The sequence below is a fragment of the Paenibacillus sp. PvR098 genome (assembly GCF_017833255.1).
Lineage (GTDB): Bacteria > Bacillota > Bacilli > Paenibacillales > NBRC-103111 > Paenibacillus_G.
This window is the reverse complement of record NZ_JAFIBU010000001.1, coordinates 959,242-985,897: the sequence shown is the minus strand read 5'-3', so window position 1 is coordinate 985,897 and position 26,656 is coordinate 959,242. Positions and strand designations below refer to the sequence as shown.

Genomic DNA, 26,656 nt, shown 5'->3' with positions numbered 1-26,656 from the left:
CGAACGGTATAAAGCAGCAATAACAGGCGAGCACTTGACCCCTTTTTTTGTCCGTTCTTTCATTTTGATATATAATGAGGTTCATAGCAAAACTTACGATTGAGCGGGGGAAAACAATGAAAGTGGCAATTGCAGGGGGCTCAGGCTTTATAGGAAAGCATTTGACCCAATATTTTTTGGAAAAAAGGGCAACTGTTATATTGATCTCTAGGCAAAAGCGCAAGTCTGAGCATCCGCTCATCCGTAATATTACTTGGGCTGAGCTGGACAAAAGTGTGAAGCCGCTTGAAGGGCTGGACGCAATCGTCAATTTAGCGGGAGAAACCATTAATCAGAGGTGGACTCCAAAGGCTAAAGAGCGCATATTGCAATCGCGATTGGAGTCTGTAGAGAAAGTAGAGAGCATGATCCAACGCTTGGAGACTAAGCCTGTGCTAGTTAACGCTTCAGCCATTGGAATCTACGGGAAATCAGAGACGAATAGCTTCGGGGAAGATAGTGACCTTAGCGTGGAAGATTTCCTGTCTGATGTGGTGGATAAGTGGGAGGCCGCGGCCGAAATGATTCCGGATACGCGCGTTGTTCTACTGCGGCTAGGAATTGTTCTCGACAAGAATGGCGGAGCATTTCCTAAGATGAGCATGCCGTTCCGGTTGGGTCTGGGCGGCCGAATCGGCAGCGGTAAACAAGTGATGTCGTGGATTCATATATATGACGTCGTCAGGTTGATCGATTTCTGTATCGAGAATGAAAATGTTGAAGGCCCGGTGAATGCCACATCGCCGCATCCGGTTACCAATGACGATTTTGGAAGAATGCTGGCCAAGGTGATGAACAAGCCCTATGCATTCCCTGTGCCTTCCTTCTTATTGAAGCTGATGTTTGGGGAGATGTCCATGCTGCTTCTGCAAGGCCAGAGAGTTATTCCGCATGTTGCGATTACTAACGGTTTTCAGTTTCAATATCCGCTCCTTGAGATGGCATTGAATGATCTGATAAATCAAGGACAAAAGGCGGTGAATTGAGCACCATGATAGCTTACGGAGGTACGGATATCAAGGAACTGCGATTTGAGCAGATGAAAGCCCGGATTGAACCGCGAGACGATCAGTGGATCGATGTTGATATCTGCTTTCAGCTGGCCGATGGCGCATTGATGCCGGAAGGGATTGAGGAGCTTAGTGCCCTGCTGATCTGTACACGCGGTGGAGACATCATCGACATCGTTCCTCAGGATGAGGGGCGCGACTGTGAGTTTCGATTCACGGAATCGGAAAAGCAGCAGCTTCAGTCGTACTTTGAGCGAGAGGTAATGCCACGGATTGGACTGAGAAATTAGGGGACAAAGGGTATTGTCCCAAATTATAAAAAGGGTTGCCTCCATCGAGCAGCGAATGTGCGGCAGGGGAGGCAACCCTTTTTATAGTTATATACACCGATTAATCACCGCTAACACTTCCCATCAATCAGCGGAAAACCTGCGGTTACTCCTGTTTTTTCTGCAAAGCGGCCTTCAGCGCTTCTCCGAGGCCGGATGTCAGATCTGCATTGTCGCTGAATTGCTTGGCCAATTGCGATTGCTGGCGTTTCGCTGCACGTCCGCCTCCACCGCCGGATTCACTAAGCATCTCGATGACGTTGCAAGGTTTGCACTGCGCATACTTCCCTGCTTTCCCCATATGAATTTCCATTTTCTTACGGCATTGGGGACAGCGTTTATTGGATAAGGGCGCTTCAGCCGCACGCTTGTAAGAGCATTCCCGGCTGCTGCAAACAAGCATCTTTCCGCGTTTACCTTTGATCTCCTGCAGCGGATTGCTGCAATCGGGGCAGCGGGAATTCGTCAAATTGTGCGGCTTATATTCCGCGTCGCTTTCTTTGACCTGCTTTACGATTACCTGCGTTTGCTTCCGAATGCTTTCCATGAAGGCGTCTGCGTCGCCCTTTCCCTTGGAAATCCGTTCTAATTCCTGCTCCCATTCGGCCGTAAGGTCATGTGAGCGAAGCTCAGGCACGACAAGCTCGATCAGTTGTAGGCCCTTGCCGGTAGGCTGCAGCGTATTCATGCGCCGCTCGATCGTATCGGTCTGCAGCAGCTTTTCAATAATGTCTGCTCGTGTGGCTGGCGTCCCGAGGTTGTGCTTCTCCATTACCGTTAGTAATCCTGCTTCCGTATATCGGCCTGGCGGTTTGGTCGTCTGCTTCTGCAGGTTGAGTCGGACGTCTTTAAGCTCCATACCTGATTGAAGAGGAGGGAGCGTTTGACGGGAGGAAGCCTCATCCTCCGCAGCATCTTCATTCTCGTCGTCTGATGCAATAGCTCCAGCATCGTATAGTGTTTTCCAACCCGCGTCCCGCGTGATGCGGCCCTTGGCATGGAAGTTTTCGCCGCTGATGTCGATTGTGACTGCCGTTTCGTCATAACGGAAGACCGGGTAGAACAGCGAGATAAAGCGGCGCACAATGATGTCGTACAGCTTACGTTCGTCAGCGGTTAGATTCTGCAGCTGCGGGCGCTCGTCCGTAGGGATAATGGCGTGGTGATCGGATACCTTGCTGTCGTCTACAATCCGCTTAGTTACCGGTAAAGGCTTGTTCAGCAGCGGTTTTACCCAGGCGGCGTATGGGGGCAGCTGCAGTGCTTTGAGCCGATCCGGGAGAGTAGATACCATGTCCGAAGAAAGATACCGGGAATCGGTTCGCGGGTATGTGACCAGCTTATGCTGCTCATACAGCTTTTGAAGCACGTTCGACGTCTGCTTGGCTGTAAATCCGTATCTCTTATTGGCGTCACGCTGAAGCTCTGTCAAATCGTAAGCAAGCGGATGGGGCTCGATTTTCTCCGTCACCTTCAGCTGGGAGATCTTGGCGGTGCGAACCGTTGTCAGACGGCCCAAGAGCGCGTCTGCGGCGTCTTTATCGAACAGGCGCCCGTCCGGTTGAGATTTGCTTCGCCAGACAGCTTGGAAGGGACCGAGCTGTGCACGCAGCATCCAATAATCCTTCGCCTGAAACGCTTTAATCTGGCGTTCGCGTTCCATCAGCGCTGCCAGCGTCGGCGTCTGTACGCGTCCGGCGGCGAGCTGTGCGTTATGCTTACAGGTCAGCGCGCGTGTAATATTAAGCCCGATCAGCCAATCGGCTTCTGCACGACAAACGGCGGATCGATAGAGCGGATCGTAGGCGGACCCTGGCTTGAGCGAAGCGAATCCATCACGGATTGCTTTGTCCGTTTGAGAGGAAATCCAAAGCCGCTTGAATGGTTTTCTCCAGCGGATCATCTCCATGATCCAACGAGCAACCAATTCTCCCTCGCGTCCCGCGTCTGTGGCGATGATCAGCTCGTTCAAATCGCTGCGGCCCGCAAGCTGCGCAATTGCTTTGAATTGCGGGGTCGTTTCACGGATGACCTTCAGCTTCATGCGCTGCGGGAGCAGCGGCAGGTCTTCAAGGCTCCAGGTTTTGTACTTTGGGTCGTATTCCTCGGGCTCGGCGAGCGTGACCAAATGACCCAGTGCCCAGGTGACCACATAGGCCGGGCCTTCGATATAATGTTTATGCTTCTGGGTGCAGCCGAGCACTCGGGCGATTTCTTTAGCCACGCTCGGCTTTTCTGCAAGAATTAATGATTTCATAAGAGCTCCTTTCCCGTCGTCTCTTCACATCAGGCTGCTTTTCTCGAATCCTCAGTATACAACAGTTATTCCCGGCGATAAAGCCTACGGTATACCGTCGGCGTCATGCCTTCCTGTTCATGAAACCGTTTGTTGAAATAGCTGACGCTTGGGTATCCTGCGTGCTCTGCGATTTCTTTGACCGTCAAGCTTTGTTTTTCCAACAACCATTGCTTGCTGTTTTGCAGCCTGCACAGCGTGATGAAGGTCATTGGAGTCATCTGAGTGGATTTTTTAAACAAGCGGCAAAAATAGTAGCTACTCACCCCGGCTCGCCTGGACCAATAATCCAAGTCGAATGGTCGGCAAGCCTCTTGTCTTATGAATGGCAGAAGCTCTAGAATGCGGTTATCGTCCTTGGGGCTGCTTACTTCGGCCCAAGGCGCCGCTTGCGTGACGAATTCCGCCACGACCGCATAAGTCAATGTGGATATGAGAGTCAGGTGCAAGAACCCGCTATGTTCCGCTTCGATGAAGCCTTTTCCGTCTACGACCAAATGTATGCTGAAATTGTTCAACGCTCCCTGCTTTCGGCTAACCTCATTCTCCGGAAACTCACGGTACCAACCGACGGACTCGGGCAGAAGCAAATATTCGTGGTCGCTGAGTGTGGGCATAAGGATTGACGCTTCATTCATGCACCCCCTACTCGCAATAGCAATATTATTATATATGATTGCAATAAGCTGTTATTTTCATATTAAAGTCAGTTCAATATAATGGCAATATAGTATGGAAAATCGTGAAACAGGGAGAGGTTCTGGATATGATTAAGGACAAAGTACGATGGGGAATTGTCGGCTGTGCCAATATTGCTGTACGCGCGGTCATCCCTGGGATCCAGCAATCAAGCACAGGAGTTGTGACGGCTATAGCTAGCAGAGGTCTGGACAAAGCACAGCAAACAGCAGATAAGCTGGACATTCCCAAAGCTTACGGAAGCTATGAAGAACTGCTTGTCGATAAGGATGTTGATGCTGTATATATTCCGCTTCCTAACCATCTTCACAAGGAGTGGACCCTTCGCGCGGCGGATGCGGGCAAGCATGTGCTGTGCGAAAAACCTGCAGCACTTGACGCAGGGGAGGCTGAGGAAATGGCAGCGGCTTGCGAGCGTGCCGGGGTGATATTCGCCGAAGCGTTCATGTACCGCTATCATCCGCGGTACACAATGATCAAAGAGATCATTCGATCCGGTGAAATTGGTGAGCTTCGCGGAATTCACGGTGCTTTTACGTTTAATAATGCCAAGGATGCAAGCAACGTGCGGTACAAGAAGTTTATGGGGGGCGGCTCGATCTATGATGTAGGCGTTTATCCGATTAGCGCCGCCCGCCTCATTCTCGAACGGGAGCCGGAAGCGGCAGCAGTACATGCTTTCTTCTCGCCGGAGCATGGTCATGTGGACATGATGGCTTCGGGACTTCTTGAATTCTCTGACGGAGTTGCGCTGACGTTCGATTGCGGGATGTGGGCTGATGGACGAAACATGTTGGAGATTCTGGGTAGTGAAGGGCGCATCGAGGTGCCATCGGCTTTCGTGGCGCACCAGAATGAACAGGATCACTTTTTCGTGACGACCAAGGGGGATCGACGAGAGGTCGAAGTTCCGCATGTGAACCAATACGCGCTGCAAGCCGATGCGCTGGGCCGCAGCATCTTGTACGGCGAGCCGCTGCCATATGAGCCGACGGACGCGATCCGCAACATGCGCGTTATTGATGCCTGCTTGATGTCTGCCAACGAGCGCAGGCGTGTCGAAATCGGAGAAAGGGTTGTCGGAGGGTGAAGACGATTACGGTTCAAGGTCTGGAAAGGCCGGTTTCCAGACTGATTCAGGGATCGGACTTTTTTAAGCACGAGGTGTACGAGAGGGTTTCCCGGGTATTGGATGGTTACTTTGCCATCGGCGGCAACACGATCGATACAGCCCACATTTATTGCGGGGGAGAGAGCGAGCAGACGATCGGGAGATGGATGAGAGAACGGGGTAACCGGGAGAAAGTCATTCTTCTGACCAAGGGGGCGTACCATGATAATAACGGTCCGCGAGTGAGTCCGGAAGCAATACAGATTGATTTGAACGAAAGCATGGATCGTCTAGGTACCGATTATATTGACCTGTACGCACTTCACCGGGACGATCCTTCCGTACCGGTAAGTGTAATCATGGATGCGTTGAACGGGCATGTCGCCGCTGGACGAGTGAAGGCCATCGGAGGCTCCAACTGGTCAACCGACCGCCTACAGGAAGCTAACGATTACGCAGCTGCGAGCGGACTTGTCAGCTTCACCTTCAGCAGCCCGAATTTGAGCTTGGCGAAGGCCAACGAGCCTTTCTGGGCGGGCTGCGTCTCCGCGGATTCGGCAGACCTGGCCTGGCATGAACGGCATCAGGTACCGCTGCTGTCCTGGTCCTCACAAGCCAGAGGATTTTTTACAGGGCGCTCTTCCGTTCAACGAGGAGTCGGTAACCGCATTAAACAAATTTTATTATTATTTGCCCGACGATACGAAGCAGCGAATCGATAAAATGAAGCAGCGCGTCGTGTTTTGGACGCCCATAAGGGCGGCTGCCGTGCCGTATTTGAAGCTGCTTCTCGACGCTGCGCTGCAGCAGCGGCCGCTGCAAATTCTTTACGATTCTCGCGATGGAGCGAATCGGCGTTCCATTCAGCCCATCGGCGTTTATTCGTATAACGGCTTCTGGTATTGCCCTTCGTATTGCTTTCTAAAGGAAACCTATTTACTGTTCCGGGCAGACCGGGTGCTTCAGGCGGAATGGACGGATGAAAAGCATCCTACCATTGATTTAAGCGAATTTCCGATTTCACACTGGTTTAAGCCGCCTTGTGGCGAAGGGCACGAAGCTGAGCAAAGTCCACAAAAAGTAGAGGTGATCGTTCGTTTTACCGCCGTAGGTGTACGCAGATGTCGGTGGGAATCCTGGTTTCATAATGAGCTTCAGGTGGACGATGAAGGAAAAGGAATGTTAAAGCTGAGGATTCGGCCGGATGAGATGGATTATTACGCGAGTTATTTTTTGAGCCTTGGTGCAGACGCAGTGGTAGAGCCGCCTGCCGAATTGAATGAACGAATCCGGCAGGCGGTTGAAATGTTTGTTCAAGCGTATGGTATGTCCCAGGGCGTGGTCATTGGATTAGGATCGGACTAGGACAGGGATATAGATGTCAAATTCACTGGATTCAGGATTCTCAGCGCTGTATCGGTGATCATAGGATTCAAGTTCGGGTGCCGTAGCTCTTGAGAAGCTCCCGTTCGTATCCAGCCAATGATGAATGGCAGCGTATGTAACACCAAGTACGTAAATGGGCCCCTTGTGCGTAAATACGGCATAGGTATGAGGCTCTATGCGCAGGCTTTCCATCCCTGCAGGAATACGTTCGGGCTGCTGACGAACCAGCGCTCCGGTAACGTAATCAAACGGTTCATGGCTGCTTCCTCCTAGGGATACTCCGAGTGTCGCCGGTCCCCAATCGCCGATTCGCTGCTTACATGGAGAATGTATCATAGGAAGTTATCAGATTGTGACATAGTTAAAAAACATCTTCAGAAGCTCTCGAGAATGAGACATTGTGCCTTCAAAAGGACACGTCATAGTTTTCTAAGGCCGATAATGGTATAATAATCTAACAAACGCTATCATCTGGAAGCGAGTGAAGCCGGGCGTATGAACATGAAGGAGCATTTCGGAAATATTGATATCAACTTATTCGACCAGCTGCTTAAAGGGCGGATCATCCCCGGCATGCGTATTCTTGATGCGGGATGCGGGGAAGGACGCAATCTGGTCTATTTTCTGCGCGAGGACTATGACGTGTTCGCCGTTGACCGGTCGGAGCAAGCGATCCAAAAGGTTCGCAAGCTGGCCGCGGAGCTGAATAACAGGCTTCAGGAGGAGCAGTTTCGCGTGGAGCCGGTGGAGAAGCTCAGCTTCGCCAACGATACCTTCGATGTCGTCATCTCCTGTGCTGTTCTGCATTTTGCAGAAGACGAGAGGCACTTTCAGCGTATGGCTTCAGAGATGTGGCGCGTGCTGAAACCGGGCGGATTATTTTTCGCTCGTCTTGCTTCCAATATCGGGATAGAGAACCAGGTGCGTCCTCTCGGGGGGAATCGTTTTGAGCTTCCGGACGGCAGCGAGCGCTATTTAGTAGACTCCGAAGCGCTGCACTACATGACCGAGAAGCTGCACGGTGTATTTGTAGATCCTATCAAAACCGTACAGGTAGAGGGACAGCGATCTATGACGACTTGGTGTATGAAAAAGCCGCATATTTTGTTTTTCGACCCGATTCAGGATATGTTTGAAGAGAAGGTAGAGAAACAGGAACGTTCTGACGGATCCATTCTCGACATAATGGAAAGGAGTACAACATGAAACTGAGAGTATCTGCGGTTCAATATCATTTACATACCATAACAAGCTTTGAGGAATTTGCTGCTCAAGTGACGCATTATGTCAAAACGGCTGAGGAATTTGAATCGGATTTTGTACTGTTTCCTGAGTTGTTTACAACACAGCTGATGTCCATCGGCAAAGACGGAAGCAATAAGGCGTTATCGATTGAAGAGCTTCCTGCATACACGGAACAATACATGGATTTGTTCAAATCTTTAGCCTCCGAAACGGGGATGCATCTCATCGGCGGTACGCACATCATAGAGGAACAAGGCCGCCTATACAATACGGCGTTTCTTTTCTACCCGGATGGACGGGTGGGGGAGCAGCGGAAGCTGCATATTACCCCAACCGAAGTGAAAGAATGGAATATGGAGGCCGGAGACGGGCTTCATGTTTTCGATACGGATAAAGGGCGGATCGCGATGCTGATCTGTTACGATATGGAGTTTCCGGAGATTGTCCGGATGGCCAGGGCCCGCGGGGCGGACGTGCTGTTCTGTCCTTCGTGCACGGATGACCGGCACGGGTTTCACCGGGTACGATACACTTGCCATGCGCGGACAATCGAGAATCAAGTATATGTAGTTACAACGGGAACTGTCGGATCGCTTCCGACGGTTGACTTTATGCGAGGCAATTACGGACAGGCGGCGATTATTACGCCTAACGACGTTCCTTTTCCGCCGGGAGGCATCATGACGGCGGGCGAAATTAACGGCGACATGGTCATTACCGGCGATCTGGATTTAACATTGCTGCACCAGGTTCGTGAAAAAGGTTCCGTAACCACGTGGAGAGACCGCCGTACGGATTTGTATACGGACTGGAGTTAAGGCAAGAGAGGAGCGGTGCATATGGCTTTTTACCGTAAGGAGCTGTACGTGTTCGACCAGGACCGTTCTGTTAAGGCAACAATCCGATCCTATACGGAGAATGATTATGACGGGATGATCCGCATTCAACGGGAAAGCTTCCCGCCGCCTTTTCCATCAGAGCTGTGGTGGAACGAAGAGCAGTTGAACAATCACGTTCGATTGTTCCCGGAAGGTGCGCTATGCGTAGAAATCGACGGGGAGCTGGCCGCTTCGATCACCGGTCTGCGGGTGAATTTCGATCCGTCGCATGCGGATCATACATGGGAAGAGATCACGGACGGCGGCTATATCCGTAATCATGACCCGAACGGAAACACGCTGTACATCGTCGATATTTCCGCCAGGCCTGCTTACCGGAAGCTGGGGCTCGGCAAATGGCTGATGATGTCGATGTACGAGGTTGTTGTGCAGCTTAAGCTGGAACGGCTGCTTGGAGGCGGCCGTCTTCCAGGCTACCACAAGCATGCGGATACGATGCCGGCGGAAGTATATGTACGCCATGTGCTTGAGGGTAAGCTGAAGGATCCAGTGATGACATTCCTGCTCCGCTGCGGCCGTACACCGGTTAAGCTGGTAGAAAACTATCTTGAGGATGAAGAGTCCCATCATTTCGCAATGCTGATGGAGTGGCGCAATCCGTTTTTATAGCAGGACGTATATTTGATGTTTACGGATCCCCAAATTGGTTAATAATGGTCAAAGATACTTTAAACCGTTAGGGGGAGTCGCTATGAGATTCAAATCGTTCATTGCTGCTGCGGCAATCTCACAAATGCTGTTGCTGTCTGGTTGTCAATTCGGCTGGAGCGGCGCTGAGCAAGAAAAGGACCCAAAGCAAGAGGTCAATGGCAGCAGCGCCCCAGTCATGGCTCATCAAGATAAGGAATCGGTCCTCGTCGAGCTGCTGGGCACCCAAGGCCAACGCATCGGACAAGCCAAGCTGACACAGGTGGACGAAGGTGTACGCATTGAGGTGGAATCGTCGAATTTGACGCCGGGTCCGCACGGTTTTCACGTGCATGAGAACGGCAAATGTGAACAGCCGGATTATCAATCGGCTGGAGGGCATTTCAACCCGCTAGGCCAAAAGCATGGAGTAGGACACCCGCAAGGTTCACATGCCGGTGATCTTCCGAATCTAGAGGTTGATCAAGAAGGCAAGGTCAAACTCGACTATGTTGCCAAGCAGTTGACACTGGAGTCGAATCAGCCTAACTCGCTGCTGAAGGACGGGGGTACCTCTCTCGTCATTCATGAGAAGGCGGACGACAATGTGACTGAACCCGCCGGTAATGCAGGTGCTCGCATCGCTTGTGGCGTAATTCGATAATGGCAGTCTCCAAAGAACGTCCGTCTCGGGTTGTATTTTAAGGCTGCGGCAGTTACCATATTAAGAAAAGCAAAATCATCAGATCAGATTAGGTCTGATGATTTTGCTTTTATCTTATTATTTATGTCTATCATCATAATGCTTGCGAAGACCTAACAAATCGTTGACGGGTTCTGCGCCGTGTTCATTAATGATTACCGTTGGTTCTACGCGAACGCCTCCGAAAGGAAACCCGTGTAAATCAAATTTAATGCCAAACACTGTGGAAAATAGGAAAAGGTCCAGGAATTAACCGAGGAAGATTGTAAAAGGAGATATTGAATACTGAGGACGGCTCATTTTGAGCGGTCCTTTTTGATTATGATACTATTTGAAATTAAATTAATATCCATGATAGAATAGACGTGTGATTATGTAAGCGTATTCAAGTTGATCATTTATTGATTTTTTCTTGCTTTGAACAATTCTAGCTAATGGAGGTATTCAAATGCAAATCAAAAAAACGATCGAAAAGGTTCCTGGCGGTCTAATGGTAGTACCGTTATTGTTCGGAGCCCTGCTGAACACCATTGATCAAATGCACATCCCATTTATTATGAATGGACTCAAGGCGTTGGGGGTGGCGCCAAACGCTGAAGGGTTTTATGAGTTTATGAGAATTGGAGGCTTCTCCGAAGCCTTATTTAAAACAGGAGCGTTAACGCTAATTGCTTTATTCCTGTTCTGCGCAGGAAGTCAAATGAATCTCCGTGTGGGTGGAAGGTCCCTGAAGAAAGGAATTATTTTAACTCTTGTCAAGTATGCGGTGGGGGTAGCTGTCGGTTTTGCATTAGGTTCTATGTTTGATCCCATGTCCGGATTGTTAGGGCTTTCTACAGTTGCTATTATTGGGGCCATGACTAACGGAAACGGCGGAATGTATGTCGCTTTGACCGGGCAATACGGGAATCGTTCGGATGTCGGGGCGGTTTCGGTTCTATCCCTAAACGACGGTCCATTCTTCACCTTGATGGCGCTGGGGTTGATGGGGGCGAACTTCCCGGTCATTGCTTTCGTCGCAGTATTGTTACCTATTGCCATCGGGATGATTCTCGGTAACCTCGATCCGGATATTCGTGAATTCTTGAAGCCGGGAGAAACTTTGCCTGTTCCGTTTTTCGCTTTTGCCTTAGGTGCAGGAATGAATTTATCTAGCTTCTTCAATCCGGAAGTCGTTGGAGCAGGATTGCTTCTAGGAATCATGACGACACTGTTAACGGGGGCGGCCATGGTTCTTGCGTTGAAATTATCTCGTGAGAAAAGCACCATCTCCGGTTGGGCAGAAGCAAGTACCGCCGGCAATGCAGCTGGAACTCCAGCGGCCATCGCCGCAGCCGCGGCTGTATCCGCATCAACGGGAGCAATGAGCGCTGAAATGGCCAAAGCCTATGCCGACCTTGTGCCGATTGCTACGGCTCAAATTTCAATTGCAACACTTTCAACGGCTTTAATGTGTCCATTGGCCGTCATTCTTTGGGATAAATACCAGAAGAGCAAGGGAATCGATGGACGTCTTGATGAAGTATAAACAGTAAATCTTCGAAGGCCCCTAAGGCTGACCTCAGTTCACTCCAAGGGGGTTCTTTATTCCATTTTTCCCTGTTACAATGGAAATAAGAAACATGATTGAAAGCGAGGTTAATACATGAAGACGACTCTTTTGTATGGAACGGAAGGCTTAACGATTGAGGTGCCGGATCACTCGGTCATTGTGGAGCCTCAGCACCTAGAAGGGTTGAAGGATGAAGAGAATGCCGTTAAGGATGCATTGAAATCTCCAATCGGAACGCCACCGCTTCGAGAGATGGTTAAAGAAACGGATACGGTAGCGATTGTGATCAGCGACATCACCCGGCCTACCCCTAATGACAAACTTGTACCGTGGTTAATTCAAGAATTATCACATGTCCCTCACCAGAATTTTGTGATTATTAACGGTACAGGAACTCATCGGGATCAAACGAGAGACGAGTTTGTGCAGATGCTAGGGGAGTGGGTAGTAGACCATATCCGAATTGTAAATAATCACTGTCATGATAAAGAAACGTTAGTGAATGTGGGGAAAAGTGAATTTGGCTGTGATGTTTACTTGAATAAAGATTATGTGCAAGCCGATTTTCGCATTGTGACAGGTTTTATTGAGCCCCATTTCTTTGCCGGTTTTTCGGGTGGACCGAAAGGGATCATGCCGGGCATTGCGGGGATCGAAACAATCCAAACCTTTCACAACGCCCGAATGATCGGAGATCCATTAGCGACATGGGGTAACATGGATAATAATCCGCTGCAAGACATGACGAGAGAAGTGAACCGCTTATGCAAGCCTCACTTCATGCTTAATGTCACGCTGAACGGAGATAAAGAAATTACGAATGTATTTGCAGGAGAACTTTTTGAGGCTCATGACCAGGGATGCGCTTCTGCCAAAGACCATGCGATGATCCGCTGTAATGAGCGATTTGATGTGGTCATTACATCGAATTCTGGGTATCCACTCGATCAAAACCTGTATCAAGCCGTAAAGGGCATGAGTGCAGCTCATAAAATCGTGAAAGAGGGCGGTACGATTATCTCTGCCGCTGAATGCCGGGATGGATTGCCGAACCACGGAAATTATGCAGCCATCCTGCAAATGCGTAAAACGCCGCAAGAAATTTTAGACATGATTAATGACACCGGCTTCCAAATGTTTGATCAGTGGCAAGTTCAGAAGCAAGCCGTGATCCAAGTGTGGGCGGATGTATATGTGTATTCCACGCTGCCCGATGAAGAAATCCAAAAAGCGATGTTCAAGCCAACTGGAAGTATTGAACAAACCCTCGAAGAGCTTAAACAAAAGTATGGGCAAAACATGACGGTGGCTGTTCTGCCGCTAGGTCCATTAACGATTCCTTATGTTGAGGAATAGCCCATCATGAAAAGCCTTCTCGTCACGGGTTACCGTGCTCATGAGCTCAGCATTTTCGATCAGAAGCATAAAGGCATCGTATACATCAAGAAAGCAATTGAAGCCAAGCTCACTCCTCTTGTCGAAGAGGGATTGGAGTGGGTGCTTACTCCCGGTCAGTACGGAGTGGATTTATGGGCATGCGAGGTGGTCATCGGATTAAAAAAGCGGTATCCACACTTGAAGCTTTCCATTATTTCGGCGTATCTCAAACCGGAGGAGAAGTGGAAAGAGGATAAACAGAACTATTTCCGAGACATTCTTAAAGGCGTCAATTATTACGGCACGGTAAGTAAGCAGCCATACGACGGAGTGTGGCAGCTCAAGGCTAGAGATGACCTGCTGCTCAGAAAATCGGAGGGTATACTCCTCTTCTATGATGAAGATGCGGGAGAGGCAAGCCCTAAATATTTCAAACAAAGAGCACTTAGAAGGCAAGAGGAAGACGGGTATCGCTATCTGAGCATTATCGCGGAGGACGTCCAAAGTATCGCTGACGAGGAACAACGGAATTTGTTAGACTCGTACTAAATCCTGCTTTGAAAACATTAGAAAAGCAAAAGTAAAAGGAGCTTGCCTTTAAGGAGGCCACTGAAAAAGTCCTCTTTAAGAAAACAGGTATGGTTCCTCACTAAGTGAGGAGACCGTACCTGTTTTCCTATATAATTGAGGTATAAAAAATAGTGGGTGAGTTTAATGATTCAAAAACCACAAGCAATGATCATAAGTCCATTTATGGATATATATAACCTAGTCGTCCCGAAGGATAACTTGTTGCGTCAAATTAACGAACTCATTGATTTCTCCTTCGTTTATGATGAGCTTAAGGATAACTATTGCCTGGATAACGGACGAAATGCCATTAATCCTATTCGCATGTTTAAGTATTTACTATTGAAATCAATCTATGACCTGTCTGATGTTGATGTGGTAGAGCGATCAAAATATGACATGTCATTAAAGTATTTTCTCCATATGGCGCCTGAAGAAGCTGTGATTGAATCCAGTTCTTTAACAAAATTTCGGAAGTTGCGTTAAAAGACCTTAGCCTGTAGATCTATTGGTCAATAAAACAGTAGAAATCGCCATTGAAAAGGAAATCATTAAAAGCAAGGCTATTATCGTCGATGCGACCCATACGAAAGCTCGTTACAACCAAAAGTCCCCTAAAGAAATTCTGTTGGACCGCTTAAAAAAAGCTGAGAAAAGCCGTTTACAGAATAGATGAATCCATGAAAAACAAGTTCCCGTCAAAAACCACAACAGACGTATCAGAAGATGAGATTGACTACTGTCAAAAACTTATTCACGCCATTGAAAACGAAGGCAGTATTTCCGCGTTTCCAAAAGTGAAAGAACAACTAAACCTTCTGAAAGAAACCGTCGCTGATGATAGTGAGCATTTGAAAATCTCAGCAGACCAAGATGCCGCAGTTGGCCACAAGAGCGCGGACACCTCGTTTTTTGGATACAAGACACACATTGCCATGACTGAGGAAAGAATTATTACAGCCGCTACGATTACCACTGGTGAAAAGAATGATGGAAAGCAACTACAAACGTTAATTGAAAAGAGTAAGGCAGCCGGCATAGTGGTGGAAACGTCATTGGAGACACCGCTTATTCGGAAAAAGATAACATCACATACAGCAAAGAAAACGAAATTAAATTAGTGGCTAAATTAAACCCTTTGATTACGCAAGGAAACCGACGGAAAGCTCGACAAGGCAAGAAAGGCGTGGGCGTGAACCAAACAGATACCTATTACTTTGATATTGAAAAATGCAAAAGATGTCCATTTAAGGATGGGTGCTATAAAGAAGGAGCTAAAAGCAAAAGTTATTCGGTGAGCAGTAAATCCAATGAACATACCGAACAAGCCACCTTCCAAGAAAGTGAGTATTTCAAAGTAAAATCCAAAGAACGGTATAAAATTGAAGCAAAAAACAGTGAATTAAAACACAGACACGGGTATGATGTAGCTTCATCCTCGGGTCTAACAGGCATGGAAATACAAGGAGCAATGGCGATTTTTACAGTTAACTTAAAAAGAATATTAAAACTAACAGATTGATTAAAGCCGAGGTCATACAGAACCAAAGTTGGCAAAAAAGACGACTTCTCATTCAAAAAAATTGAATAAGAGTCGTCTTTTTGTTGAGAAAATTAGTTGCTCCGAAAAAAACGCAAGTTCTTCAGTGGCCTCCCTTTAAGGCCGCTCCTTTTTGCGATGCCGCTCAGCATCATACGGCATCAAGTCGACTGTATTCACTTGCGTATTCTTCGCATCTGTTCCTCCGGTCAAGGCAGTTTCAAGGAAGCACGGTATAAGCGATTGTCCCATTCTACCGTGGCGCCAAGCGTTTCAGATACAAATCGCAGCGGTACGTACATTCGGCTGTCCTCCAGGATCTGCAGCGGCACGGGAACGGAGACATCTTTACTGTTGACCGTAGCGGCTGAGCTGCCATCCTGCAGCTTCATCGTAACAGCGCCGCTCGAAATGACAGCAGTCCTGGTTGCGGTATCCCATTGGAATTCGGCATTCAGCGCAGTGATGAACGGCCGGATCGGAACCATAGTTGTATCTTTCACGATAAAGCCTTGAAAATCAGGTATATACCGATCGTCAATTTCAATTTGTACCTTAGGCTTATCCAGCTTGCGTACAACGAGCACATTGCTCAGCTTCCTGCCGGGAGCAGTCAACGTCTGGCCGTTGGCATATAACGCGGAGCTAGCCCCACCGTCCATGTTCATCGCCTCTTTCAGCTGAAGCTGAACTACGATAGCGGCGAGCTGAGACATGGTTGCTGCAGGAACCGTTCCCATCACCAAGCGACCGTTAGCGTCGATACCGACAAAGCTCCTTGCTGCAGCCGATCGAGTGAGTTTCGGGTCTGTGAAGCCATCCCGACTGAAATTGAGATCGACGATGCCGCCAGTGACTAGCTTGGGTCCCACACCGATGGCGGTAAGCCAGTCTTTAGCATCCATGCTGCGGCCATCCTGACTTTTGGCCAAAAGCTCTAACGTGACCGTATTGCCCACCTTCAGCTGGGGAAGCAAGTTTTGGCGGTTATTGGTGCTGCTGCCGACGAACAAGACGTAGCCATCTTCAGGCACCGGTACGGCATTCTCTGTGATTCGCGTGATTCGGCCCTCTCTCACAACAACTTTAGTTCCGTTCGGAAAGCCGATCCAACTGCCGTAGTCTGGCGTATACCATATGACTTGGTCGGTATTTGCGGATCCGTAGTATTTATTTACTCCCCATGGGCTCACCGTATACTTGCGGGAGCCTTCACTGACGTGTACAGCGATATCGAAATCGATGAACTCAATATTCGCTGCCTTATCCTTGTTCAGGTACAACGTTTGATTTTCCCCGGAATGAACCAGCTCTCCCGATTCCAGCAGTGCGCCGTTGGGGTACCTGATGTAGGGATTGGACTCATATGCATTGAAAAAAGTGCCGTTAACAGCTGCTACCGCCTGTTCTCTGTCTATGATGGTAGCGAACGGCTCATCATGCCCGATTCCTCCTTTTGCCAAGGCAGGGGAAAGCTCCAGCATCGGATCGGTCAAATTAATGGTGACAACGTTGACCTTGAATGCTTTGCCCAGAGCTGTTACCTGTACGATATTGGATGTTACGGAGGAGGACGATTGAGCCAACCCCAGTGAACTTCCTCCAAAGAGGGCAGCGGTCAGCATCAGAGTCATGCCGATTTTTAACCTTTGAATGTGGAACATCCTTTTAATCTCCTTCATTTGTCGTTATGCTGCGGGAAAGACTTCCGGCATTTCCGGCATTCTATACCATTCGGACGAGCCTCTCCAATTATGAACGTTCAGCTTCCCTGTGATTCAGCGAAGCCGCTGCATGGTTCAATAAATAGGAGAGAGCTAAGTCAAAGCAGCGACGGCTGTTCAGACTTAGCTTTTTTTTTTGAAACCTGATGAATGGGTTGACCGTATTAAATCGGCAATAGAATATCGAAAAAACAGTAAAAATGACGAACTTTGTCGAAAAAGTTATTTATAAAGGAGTTTAATTCATGGTTGGGTTTCTATTTATTATAATATATCATCTTCTTTTGTTGTACATCGGATGGAACGGATGGATTTGGTTAAAAACAACATGGGGCGAAACAAATCGCATCAAATACATGTATGTGGTTGCTCTTCTGCTGTTGGCCTATTCCTTTTTCTTGGGTCGCTGGTTAGATGAAAGTCTGATCCTAACGATGATTACGGCTCTCTGGCTTGCTCTGTTTTTTTTCTTAATCCTGCTGCTTCCACTGGCTAATCTCACGGTAGCTATAGCTCGTTTTATTTGTATTTCCAAAGAAAAAGCCGTCAAATGGACCGGGTTTGCAACATTATTTGTAATAATGAGTTTACTTGCTTATGGAGTCTTTAACGCCTATAGCCCGGTTGTCCGAAGCTATGAAATCAACATTCCTAAGAAGGTTGAAGGAAAACAGCGTCTTAAAATCATCATGGCTTCGGATACGCATTTTGGAGCTCTCTCCGGAGCAGCCCATGCGAAAAATCTTGTGGAGCAGATCAATTCTTTAGAGCCCGATCTGGTATTATTCCCGGGGGATATTATCGATGATGACGTGCACCAGTTTCTTAAAAAAGACATACCGCACATCCTAGAGCAAATCAAAGCCCCGGTATATGCGTCTTTAGGAAATCATGACCGGTTAGAAGGAAACGTGGACTTGATTACGATTCTTCAAGATAGCGGTATGAATGTTTTATACGATGAAACGATACTCCTTGATGAGCAGTTCACCCTTATCGGAAGGAAAGACCGAAGAGACCAGCCTCGTGCAGAGCTTGCCGAATTAATGAAGAAAGTGGATCTATCCAAGCCGGTTATTCTTCTTGATCATCAGCCTTACGATTTGGATATTGCACAGAAGAATGGCGTTGATTTGATGGTGTCTGGACATACACATCGAGGACAAATCGCCCCTGCGCATTGGATTACACAAAAAATGTATGAAAATGATTGGGGATATCTAAAGAAAGGACAGCTGCACACGGTTGTCTCTTCCGGATACGGTTTTTGGGGGCCCCCTATTCGTATCGGTTCACGCTCTGAAATTGTCCAAATCGATGTTACTTTCGATCCTATGAAAAACTAGCCGGTTTATCAAAAACGAAAATAAACACTTCAAAGCACTTATCCTATGGGTAGGTGCTTTTTTGGTATTGAAAACCATTTATGGGGGTACTAATATAATAGTCCATCAGAAAGTGCAAACGTTTGAAAGGAAGGGATCGAATGGGTACGCTTTGGAAACAATTCAAAAAAGCTTCCAAACATTCCCCATCCAACTTGCAAAATATCCAAGTAAATGAGGATAATAAAAAGCTCTTAAAAATCAGCTTGCGAGAAAATCTTCAAGAGGTCAAAGAAGCTTTCGGAAACAGCTGCGATTTAGTGATTAGGGAATTTCTCATCGGTTCGGAAGGAAATATCAGAGCAGCGATCATCTATACTGACGGATTGGCTGACTCGAAAGAGACTTTAGAAGCCTTGATGGCCGAAATTAGCGATACTCGAATCGATAAGCAGATGCTCTCCAATTCTAATCCAATAAGTCTATTGAAGGACTTTTCCCTCGCCATTGGACAAGTGAAATCTGTCTATGATTTTGAAGCTTTATTGATCGCTGTTTTGTCCGGAGATACCGTGATATTGCTTGATGGACAGACGGAAGGTCTTATTGCCAGTCAAAAAGGCTGGAATGACCGCAGCGTTACAGAACCCGAGTCTCAAAGCATGGTCCGAGGACCAAGAGAAGGCTTTACGGAAACATTACGCACCAATACGGCATTGATTCGCCGCAAAATCAAGGATCCGAATTTATGGTTAGAGAATAAACAAATAGGGCGAGTGACCAGAACAGACATTGGGATTATGTATATAAAAGGAATCGTAAACGATAAAGTTTTGGAGGAAGTACGCGCAAGGCTTGATCGAATAGATATAGATGCCATCTTGGAGAGCGGATATATCGAGGAATTGATCCAAGATGAAACATGGACCCCCTTTCCTACAATGTATAATACCGAACGGCCCGATGCGGTTGCAGCCTCTTTATTGGAAGGGAGAGTTGCCATTCTAGTGGATGGCACTCCATTTGTACTATTGGTGCCGGCGTTGTTTACGCAATTTTATCAGGCTAGTGAGGATTATTACCAGCGTGCAGATTTTGCCACGCTTCTTAGGGTTCTACGTTATATATCTTTCTTTATCGCGTTGCTTGTACCGTCTTTTTATATTGCAGTGACGACATACCATCACGAATTGCTGCCCACAGCATTACTCATTGGATTAGCCTCTCAACGTGAAGGGGTTCCCTTTCCTGCTTTTATTGAAGCTTTAATGATGGAAATCACCTTTGAGATTCTGCGGGAAGCAGGGGTAAGAATGCCTAAAACGATCGGACAATCGGTTTCGATCGTAGGCACATTAGTCATTGGTCAAGCCGCGGTAGAAGCAGGGCTTGTCTCCGCTGCAATGGTTATGGTTGTTTCTATCACTGCGATATCTAACTTTGTCATTCCTTCCTTCAATATGGCGATTTCAATAAGAATGCTGCGATTTTTTCTCATGGGGCTTGCGGCTACCTTTGGTCTGTATGGCATAACGATCGGTCTGATTGTGCTTGTGCTGCACTTGTGCAGCTTGCGGTCCTTCGGAGTTCCTTACATGTCGCCTTTTGCACCCTTTAATGCAGCTGGGCAGAAGGATACGATTTTTCGTTTCCCCCAGTGGGCGTTATACTCACGTCCTCGTTTAATCAGTCAAAATAATGTGATCCGTGCACAAAATAGACCTACTCCGAAACCGGAAACAGAATAGGCTGATCCGATTTGAATAAAGGAGTTTGAGAGATGAGTAAAAGAATGGTCTCAGTCTTACTATTATTCGGCTGCATCGCCTTGCTCAGCGGCTGTTGGAACCGTCGTGAATTGAATGATATTTCTGTAGCCGTTGCCATGGGGTTAGATAAAAGCGGGGAGGAATATATCATGTCTGTTCAGATGGTGAATCCGAGCGAAGTCGCGGCCAAAGTCGGAGGGGGGAAGGGGGCGGCTGTCGTCACGCTTACGGAGAGAGGCGACACTGTGTTTGAAGCGCTTCGAAGAATAACGACCCAAACACCTAGAAAGCTTAATCTCTCCCATCTAAGAGCTGTTGTCTTTGGCGAGGAATTGTCAAAAGAAGGGATAGGTAAAACCCTTGATTTTTTATCAAGAGACCATGAAACCAGAACCGATTTTTCAATTTTACAGGCTAAAGGCTCAACGGCTGAACAAATACTGCGAGTGTACACGATGCCGCAGGAAATTATCCCTGCCAATAAAATATTCAAATCCCTGGAAACATCGGAAGAAGTTTGGGCAGCTACTGCGAAAGTGACCTTAGATGAATTAATATCTAATATCACGAATGAAGGAAAACAGCCAGTGATCACAGGTGTTGTCATCACTGGGGCTAAAGAATCTGATCAAATCGAAACGAAAGAAAATGTCGAAAAGATAAAACCGATGGCCAGTATACGGATTACCAATCTGGCTGTGTTTAAAACGGATAAATTGATTGGCTGGTTAAACGAAGATGAAAGTAAAGGCTATAACTATATACAGAATGAGGTGAAAAGTACAGTTGGTCATGTGTCTTGTCCGGGTGGCGGGAAATTATCTATGGAGGTGATTCGCTCGGACACAAAAATGAAAGGTCAAATGATCAACGGAAAACCACAAATCGATATCGCTGTGCGTCTTGAACAAAATATGGGGGATGTTGAATGCGCTATCGATTTATCCAAACTTGAAACACTCAACGAGTTAGAAAAAATATCGGAAAAAGCGGTGAAAAGAAATATCGAAGCTGTTATTCATAAAGCGCAGAAAATATACAAATCGGATATTTTTGGCTTCGGAGAAGCGATCCATCGTTCAAGCCCTAAAGCCTGGAGAGAGATGAAAAAGGATTGGGACAAAGAGTTCGTCAATCTCCAAGTACATGTTAAGGTCGACGCGAGAATTCGTCGTTTGGGTACCATTTCAAATTCGTTCCAAGATAAGCTGAAGGAGTAATTCCATGTGGGTCATTACAGGAATTCTTGCCGCAGGTATCGTCATCGCTGTATTTGAAGTGCCCCCTCTATTGAAAAGAAAATTAAAAAAAGAGCTATTCGTATTTCTCTTTCTTTTAGTTTTTGGGATGGGGTTAAGTATTGCCCAAGTTATGCATGTGAACATTCCAAACCCATTGGATTGGATAAAGGTAGTTTATAAACCGCTTAGTGATGTCATATACGGGATGCTGCAGTGAGGGGAGGTTAAGACATGTTTGAAGATGGAAAAATTGGTGTTCGCCAATATACCGTATTGACTACTTTATTTACGATTGGCACCTCTATTCTGATTGCCCCGTCAGGACTTGCTGCCGAAGCGAAGCAGGATGCATGGATTGCCTCTGTGATCGGGATAGGAATGGGGCTGCTCATCATACCGCTATATAACGCACTAGGGATTCGGTTTCCTAGGATGACCATCGCACAATATACGGAGGAGATCTTAGGAAGGTGGGTAGGTAAAACCGTTATTCTATTGTACATCACATTCTTTTTCATTCTTACGGCACTTATGATTTCGACCTTGGGGTATTTTATTGCATCGCAAATCCTCCCGGAAACCCCTATTCAGTTCATTATTATCCTTTGTTTGTCGGTTGTTATTATGGCCGTTCGTCTTGGACTTGAAGTATGGGCACGTGCAGCGGAAATATTTTTCCCTTGGATCATTCTGCTGTTATTAATACTTCTGATTACCCTATTACCTGAAGTTAAATTGCTAAAGCTGCAGCCTATGTTCGAAGAGGGGTTTAAACCTATACTACGTACAGCTTTTACTTTTTTCGGGCTGCAGCAGCCTGTTATACTGCTCATGATTTTCCCTTATGTAAAACAGACGAAACGGGCTGGAAGGGGGTTATTTACGGGGACGCTCCTGGGAGGATTAATGTTAATATTAATTACGATTTTATGTATTGGGGTGCTAGGGGCAGACTTAACGGCGAGAAGCACGTATCCTAGCTTTTCTCTAGCTAAAAAAATAGGACGGTCAGAAGCCGTATTGGCTGGACTGTGGTTTATCTCCATTTTTTTTAAAATAACGATTTGTTTCTACGCTTCGGCATTAGGGCTTGCTCAGACATTCAAATTAAAAGATTATCGACCATTTCTTTTGCCGCTTGGCATGATTATGACGGTTCTTTCTCTTCTCGTATATCCAAACCAAACTTATGCGCAAATATTTATTAGAACCATATGGACGCCTTATGCGTTAACCTATATGGTCATTTTTCCTGTGGTTTTATTCATCGTGGCACGGATGCGTAAAAAAACGGGAACATGATGTGAAAATAGATGCAAAATCCATAAAGATATAATAGTTGGTTCATATTCCTGTCATACTTTTTCTGTACAATGAGCAGATGACACTCAAAGGAGGAACCGATTCATGACAAGCTTGCCGCAAGCAAACCCGACACGTCATTTTTCCATACAAGAAATTTTGAAGGTACCTGATCTGGATATTTATCAGCAGATGGTATGTATGGTGTTAAGTACATATATCAATACCGCAACTTCAGGCATTCCCTCGGTAGCCGAGATTGCCGTTCAGGGAAGAATGAGCTTCAAGGAGACGACTACCGCCCTGCAGCGTCTGGCGGAGCAGAAGGTGCTGCCGCATAAAGTGTTCCGGGATATTGTGGGCGATTTCGGCGACTATCGTTTGTCTTGGGCTGCTAAAGGTTTGCTTCTTTATATCCAAGATCACCCTCGTGCGACCCTGCAAGAACTGTTGGACATGTCGATGAATGATAAAGAAGTAATTTGTCAGGAGCTAGAGTCCTTAAGACAGTACGGTTATTTTGGAGAGGAGAACGAAGGCTTAATAGCTGAATTTAAGGAAGCGATATGATAGATATGATCAAAACGCCTCGGTACGGGGTGTTTTTTTGTTGATATATGTCGTATTTTAAGGCTTCAGACATATGGCTGAAGCCGTATCATAAGTCCGTCACCCTATGTACTTAACCAAAACCCTTACCTATAATTGTAAATTATGCACAGCATCAGGTTCATCTGTAGGGTATGATCCTCTGCTATGTATTTGCATTGACAACGAAAATCGTTGAATCCAGGACGTTCCGGTGAAACGGACGTCTTTGTTTTTGATGGTGGAAGAGGTTATTACTTGGGATGTAACAGGCTGTATCTCGATGCTTGCGGCAATTGTGCTTCTGGGTGGAGGGGCTGTATGGGCGGTAAAGCAGCAGCGGAAGAGAAGATGCATGGCCGGATATCTCCCAGCCTGCTTTTTTGCCGCCGCTCAGATTAGCGGGTGCCGAATGATGATTTTAATATGGTTGTTCCTACAGCCCCGGTACTATGCACAAGTTGATTGATAGCACCGGGGTTGTGTTGTTCCGAGAGCAAAGGAGAATTTTCGAATGAAGACCTGATATGGTATGATAAAGGTACTACGCTCTGGGAGAATATTAATGGTTAAAAAACTAGGCTTAGCGATCCTGTATATAGGGATTGCCTTTATGATTTACATCTATGGGGAAGTTATTTTGGCATGGTTTCAGCAGACTACTAATGTGACCCTGGTTATGTTAATCGCTACTTTAATGGCATTGTTCCCGGTCATTCCGTATCCTATCGTCGGAGGAGTCATCGGTGCGGCATTTGGGCCTGTTCTGGGAGGGGTCATTACTTGGGTAGGCTCTACTTTGGCCTCTATCCTCATGTTTTTGTTTGTTCGTTATGGTTATCAAGAATGGGGAGAAAGAGTACTGCATAGCCGCAACAGTTTGGGTAAAATCACCGTGCTGTTTGAGAAAAATGCGTTTTTGACGATTCTCTTTACCCGGTTGATTCCATTTGTACCCTCTATTGTTGTCAATATATATTCGGCTTTAAGCCGGGTATCGTTCACTGCTTATGCCATAGCCTCCTCCATAGGCAAAATACCGGCGATGCTGCTTTTTGCTTTGATTGGAGACAGCTTGATGACTGAGCCAAGAAATATCGTAGTAACCATTGGCGTGTATGGCGCTTTTCTCGGAATTACTTTATTGATTTATAATATATGGAAAAAAAGCCGGGGACAGGCGGTACAAAATCAAGAAGTGACGTAGCCCTACGGTATCGGCATCCCCTCAGAAAAACTGAAAATAACCCGAAATAGTATGATGTGAGCAAGAGGGTTGCTGTTACCAGACTTCGGACCTGACGAAAACGAACTTAGGAGTGTAACTATGGAGAGTGAAGTGGAGTTAGCTGTGGAAAAAATTGAGCAGCTTAATATTCGTAATCAAAGAGCAATGATGGAATTGATAAAAAGAAGTCTGAAGATGAATGACGATGAGTTTAATAAAGAGCTGCTTCTCGCCTACGCTCATCAAAACCCCGTCCATATCCTAGAAGTGGCAGTGGCTCTGCAGTATGAAGATATCATTAAGACATTACCGGAAAAGTTTGTTTAGTCATCATATCACTTTATGCATATGAACAAAGGTTGGAGAGGATAGTCTAAGCTGTCGAACGTCAGTGGGGGCTATCCTCATTGATTTATGGCGGTAACATATCAAGAAAAAAGATGAGTACTACATTTTACCATATATAGCTAATCTTATATAATCATGCTGAGCAATATTAATCCATGAAGTGTATGAGGAGAATTCGCACATGCAAGCTTTGCAAGGTGATAATAAAGAGAGACTCAGGGAGGTGGATATTCTTCGCGGCTTTGCCGTACTGGGCATTTGCTTAGTTAATATACCGGAGATGCTCGGTAGTGGCATTGCCTTCGTTTCGGACCATACCGGTACCGATGCGTTCGTCCGTCTTCTGTACGATATGTTGGTACAGACCAAGTTCTATACACTTTTCGCCTTCTTATTCGGGCTGAGCTTTTATTTGTTCATGCGAAGCGCAGAGCGGCGCGGCTTAGCTGCCAAGACATTGATGACAAGGCGTCTGCTGCTGCTGTTTCTTATCGGTATGATCCATGGTGTGGTCCTATGGTTTGGGGATGTACTGCATACATATGCCATTCTAGGATTCATCTTAATGCTTTTCTACAAGAGGAAAGAGAAAACAATGTTGATCTGGAGCTGGAGTTTGCTCATACTCTCCGGGTTGATCATCATTGCGTCCACCTTGCTTGCCATCGTGTTCGTGCCGGAAGAGCTAAGCAAGCCTATTTTCCAAACCATCCCAAACCTAGGTGAGCGCATCGACTTTTTGCTAACCTACAGCACCATGAACTTGTTATTAAGGGGCCCGGAGATTATGGGATTATTTCTGTTAGGCCTTTATGCGGGCAAGAAGGGGTGGTTTGAGGGAAAGGGTCTTTCTAAGAACATCCTAAGGCGCTGGCAATGGATCTCGCTATTGCTAACCCTGCTCTTCTTTATTCCAATGGTAAATCATTATATGTATAGTGCTTCTTATAATCCTAATTATGTTTACCATTACACGTATTTGTCCGGCAAAACGATGGCGGTATTCTACTTTTGTACTCTGCTGCGTCTGATTCAATCGCTGGGTGAGCAAAGATTGAACGGCCTTGCTGCTGTCGGGCGGATGGCGTTCACGAATTACTTGACGCAGTCCATAATCACGATGCTTATCCTATACGTTGTATTGCGGGATGCCAGTTTGTGGCCTCTTTGGGCTTGCTTTATATATTCCGTACTCCTTTTGATACTTCAAGTCGGCTGGAGTCAGGTATGGCTTCGTCGCCATGGCATGGGGCCGTTGGAGTGGGTATGGCGCGCGGGAACGTATTGGAAAAGGCCAACCCTGCGAGAGAAGCAGGCCGATTCGAAGTCATGAGGTACAGTACAGGCGGCATCGACATCGCTAACGAACAAAGAACCGGATTTTGATGGTTCTTTTTTTGTTTGGAATAGTACAATGCGTATCCAAAGGGGGAACACATAAAGGGACCCCCATTATCTAAGATAACGGAACGCCCCTATGTTGATAGTGACATATTCAATGTACTAACCGCACTCCATTCCTTTATATACCTCTGAGTTCCCGCATGTCCTTTAACTTTTGGTGGACATGCTTCGCTAACCTAATCCAACGGACTCATCTCCTTTACAGAATGATGTGGTATTTGAAATTCAATTCAAGTTTGCTCAAGATTGCAAGCTCAAATTGAAGCTTGTAAACCAAATGTTATGGTCCCATATGGATCACCTCTGACTATCAAAGTAAAATGTAAACGCAACCATCGGCTAGT

Annotated in this window: 25 protein-coding genes and 2 pseudogenes; 23 read left to right on the top strand and 4 right to left on the bottom strand. The window is 46.7% G+C overall.

Annotated features, from left to right (window positions below; genetic code table 11):
* The first annotated feature begins 116 nt into the window (after positions 1-116).
* Both JOE45_RS04860 and JOE45_RS04855 read left to right on the top strand, forming a co-directional pair.
* Complete coding sequence (locus JOE45_RS04860; RefSeq protein WP_210021262.1) at positions 117-1,025, top strand: TIGR01777 family oxidoreductase; 909 nt, start codon at positions 117-119, stop codon at positions 1,023-1,025.
* Positions 1,026-1,030: 5 nt separating this feature from the next.
* Positions 1,031-1,339: a hypothetical protein gene (locus JOE45_RS04855; protein ID WP_210021263.1), complete on the top strand. Its 309-nt coding sequence runs from the start codon at positions 1,031-1,033 to the stop codon at positions 1,337-1,339.
* A gap of 145 nt (positions 1,340-1,484) precedes the next feature.
* Here JOE45_RS04855 and JOE45_RS04850 read toward each other — a convergent pair whose 3' ends face one another.
* Both JOE45_RS04850 and JOE45_RS04845 read right to left on the bottom strand, forming a co-directional pair.
* Positions 1,485-3,635, bottom strand: coding sequence for a DNA topoisomerase III (locus tag JOE45_RS04850; RefSeq protein ID WP_210021264.1), 2,151 nt, complete (start codon positions 3,633-3,635; stop codon positions 1,485-1,487).
* A gap of 65 nt (positions 3,636-3,700) precedes the next feature.
* On the bottom strand, positions 3,701-4,312 hold the full coding sequence (locus tag JOE45_RS04845) for a helix-turn-helix domain-containing protein (RefSeq protein WP_210021265.1): 612 nt from the start codon (positions 4,310-4,312) through the stop codon (positions 3,701-3,703).
* Between the two features lie 128 nt (positions 4,313-4,440).
* Here JOE45_RS04845 and JOE45_RS04840 point away from each other — a divergent pair, with 128 nt between their 5' ends.
* From JOE45_RS04840 to JOE45_RS04830, 3 genes and pseudogenes are all read left to right on the top strand, one after another.
* A complete protein-coding gene (locus tag JOE45_RS04840; protein WP_210021266.1) occupies positions 4,441-5,463 on the top strand; it encodes a Gfo/Idh/MocA family protein in 1,023 nt (340 codons plus the stop codon).
* A pseudogene (locus JOE45_RS04835) lies at positions 5,460-6,122 on the top strand (aldo/keto reductase); the annotation flags it as partial. The gene JOE45_RS04840 and the pseudogene JOE45_RS04835, both read left to right, overlap by 4 nt.
* On the top strand, positions 6,058-6,849 hold the full coding sequence (locus JOE45_RS04830) for a helix-turn-helix transcriptional regulator (protein WP_245246609.1): 792 nt from the start codon (positions 6,058-6,060) through the stop codon (positions 6,847-6,849). The pseudogene JOE45_RS04835 and the gene JOE45_RS04830, both read left to right, overlap by 65 nt.
* Here the strand turns inward: JOE45_RS04830 and JOE45_RS04825 are convergent.
* Positions 6,835-7,206 carry a GyrI-like domain-containing protein gene (locus JOE45_RS04825; RefSeq protein WP_210021268.1) on the bottom strand — a complete coding sequence of 124 codons (372 nt, stop codon included), beginning with the start codon at positions 7,204-7,206 and terminating at the stop codon, positions 6,835-6,837. The genes JOE45_RS04830 and JOE45_RS04825 overlap by 15 nt on opposite strands.
* 165 nt (positions 7,207-7,371) lie before the next feature.
* Between JOE45_RS04825 and JOE45_RS04820 the strand changes: the two genes are divergently transcribed.
* The 8 genes and pseudogenes from JOE45_RS04820 to JOE45_RS04785 all read left to right on the top strand — a co-directional run bounded on the left by JOE45_RS04820 (position 7,372) and on the right by JOE45_RS04785 (position 15,365).
* A complete protein-coding gene (locus JOE45_RS04820) occupies positions 7,372-8,076 on the top strand; it encodes a class I SAM-dependent methyltransferase (RefSeq protein WP_245246607.1) in 705 nt (234 codons plus the stop codon).
* Positions 8,073-8,933, top strand: coding sequence for a carbon-nitrogen hydrolase family protein (locus tag JOE45_RS04815; RefSeq protein ID WP_210021270.1), 861 nt, complete (start codon positions 8,073-8,075; stop codon positions 8,931-8,933). The genes JOE45_RS04820 and JOE45_RS04815 overlap by 4 nt, the downstream gene beginning before the upstream one ends.
* 21 nt (positions 8,934-8,954) lie before the next feature.
* The gene (locus tag JOE45_RS04810) at positions 8,955-9,623 is read left to right on the top strand and encodes a GNAT family N-acetyltransferase (RefSeq protein WP_210021271.1); all 669 of its coding nucleotides are present in this window, start codon (positions 8,955-8,957) and stop codon (positions 9,621-9,623) included.
* A gap of 82 nt (positions 9,624-9,705) precedes the next feature.
* Entirely contained in the window at positions 9,706-10,305 is a 600-nt protein-coding gene (locus JOE45_RS04805; protein ID WP_210021272.1) for a superoxide dismutase family protein, read from the top strand.
* Between the two features lie 487 nt (positions 10,306-10,792).
* Positions 10,793-11,872 (top strand): 2-keto-3-deoxygluconate permease, encoded by a 1,080-nt coding sequence (locus JOE45_RS04800; protein ID WP_210021273.1) that lies wholly within the window; start codon positions 10,793-10,795, stop codon positions 11,870-11,872.
* Positions 11,873-11,989: 117 nt separating this feature from the next.
* Positions 11,990-13,252, top strand: a complete 1,263-nt coding sequence (gene larA, locus JOE45_RS04795; protein WP_210021274.1) for a nickel-dependent lactate racemase — start codon at positions 11,990-11,992, stop codon at positions 13,250-13,252.
* A gap of 6 nt (positions 13,253-13,258) precedes the next feature.
* Positions 13,259-13,822 carry an SLOG family protein gene (locus tag JOE45_RS04790; protein WP_210021275.1) on the top strand — a complete coding sequence of 188 codons (564 nt, stop codon included), beginning with the start codon at positions 13,259-13,261 and terminating at the stop codon, positions 13,820-13,822.
* 165 nt (positions 13,823-13,987) lie between these two features.
* Positions 13,988-15,365: pseudogene (locus JOE45_RS04785) on the top strand (IS1182 family transposase).
* A 227-nt stretch (positions 15,366-15,592) separates the two neighbouring features.
* On the opposite strand, the gene JOE45_RS04780 reads toward JOE45_RS04785, so the two are convergent.
* On the bottom strand, positions 15,593-17,047 hold the full coding sequence (locus JOE45_RS04780) for a stalk domain-containing protein (protein ID WP_210021276.1): 1,455 nt from the start codon (positions 17,045-17,047) through the stop codon (positions 15,593-15,595).
* Positions 17,048-17,352: 305 nt separating this feature from the next.
* Between JOE45_RS04780 and JOE45_RS04775 the strand changes: the two genes are divergently transcribed.
* The 10 genes from JOE45_RS04775 to JOE45_RS04730 all read left to right on the top strand — a co-directional run bounded on the left by JOE45_RS04775 (position 17,353) and on the right by JOE45_RS04730 (position 26,241).
* Positions 17,353-18,453 (top strand): metallophosphoesterase, encoded by a 1,101-nt coding sequence (locus JOE45_RS04775; protein ID WP_210021277.1) that lies wholly within the window; start codon positions 17,353-17,355, stop codon positions 18,451-18,453.
* Between the two features lie 140 nt (positions 18,454-18,593).
* Entirely contained in the window at positions 18,594-20,180 is a 1,587-nt protein-coding gene (locus JOE45_RS04770; protein WP_210021278.1) for a spore germination protein, read from the top strand.
* A 32-nt stretch (positions 20,181-20,212) separates the two neighbouring features.
* A complete protein-coding gene (locus JOE45_RS04765) occupies positions 20,213-21,421 on the top strand; it encodes a Ger(x)C family spore germination protein (RefSeq protein ID WP_210021279.1) in 1,209 nt (402 codons plus the stop codon).
* A 4-nt stretch (positions 21,422-21,425) separates the two neighbouring features.
* Positions 21,426-21,659 (top strand): hypothetical protein, encoded by a 234-nt coding sequence (locus JOE45_RS04760; RefSeq protein ID WP_210021280.1) that lies wholly within the window; start codon positions 21,426-21,428, stop codon positions 21,657-21,659.
* A gap of 14 nt (positions 21,660-21,673) precedes the next feature.
* Positions 21,674-22,744 carry a GerAB/ArcD/ProY family transporter gene (locus tag JOE45_RS04755; RefSeq protein WP_210021281.1) on the top strand — a complete coding sequence of 357 codons (1,071 nt, stop codon included), beginning with the start codon at positions 21,674-21,676 and terminating at the stop codon, positions 22,742-22,744.
* Between the two features lie 105 nt (positions 22,745-22,849).
* Positions 22,850-23,314, top strand: a complete 465-nt coding sequence (locus JOE45_RS04750) for a hypothetical protein (RefSeq protein ID WP_210021282.1) — start codon at positions 22,850-22,852, stop codon at positions 23,312-23,314.
* Between the two features lie 232 nt (positions 23,315-23,546).
* Positions 23,547-23,801 carry a hypothetical protein gene (locus JOE45_RS04745; protein ID WP_210021283.1) on the top strand — a complete coding sequence of 85 codons (255 nt, stop codon included), beginning with the start codon at positions 23,547-23,549 and terminating at the stop codon, positions 23,799-23,801.
* Positions 23,802-23,897: 96 nt separating this feature from the next.
* Positions 23,898-24,539 (top strand): TVP38/TMEM64 family protein, encoded by a 642-nt coding sequence (locus JOE45_RS04740; RefSeq protein ID WP_210021284.1) that lies wholly within the window; start codon positions 23,898-23,900, stop codon positions 24,537-24,539.
* Between the two features lie 120 nt (positions 24,540-24,659).
* The gene (locus JOE45_RS04735) at positions 24,660-24,887 is read left to right on the top strand and encodes a hypothetical protein (RefSeq protein WP_210021285.1); all 228 of its coding nucleotides are present in this window, start codon (positions 24,660-24,662) and stop codon (positions 24,885-24,887) included.
* A gap of 202 nt (positions 24,888-25,089) precedes the next feature.
* Entirely contained in the window at positions 25,090-26,241 is a 1,152-nt protein-coding gene (locus JOE45_RS04730) for a DUF418 domain-containing protein (protein WP_210021286.1), read from the top strand.
* Positions 26,242-26,656: the final 415 nt, after the last annotated feature.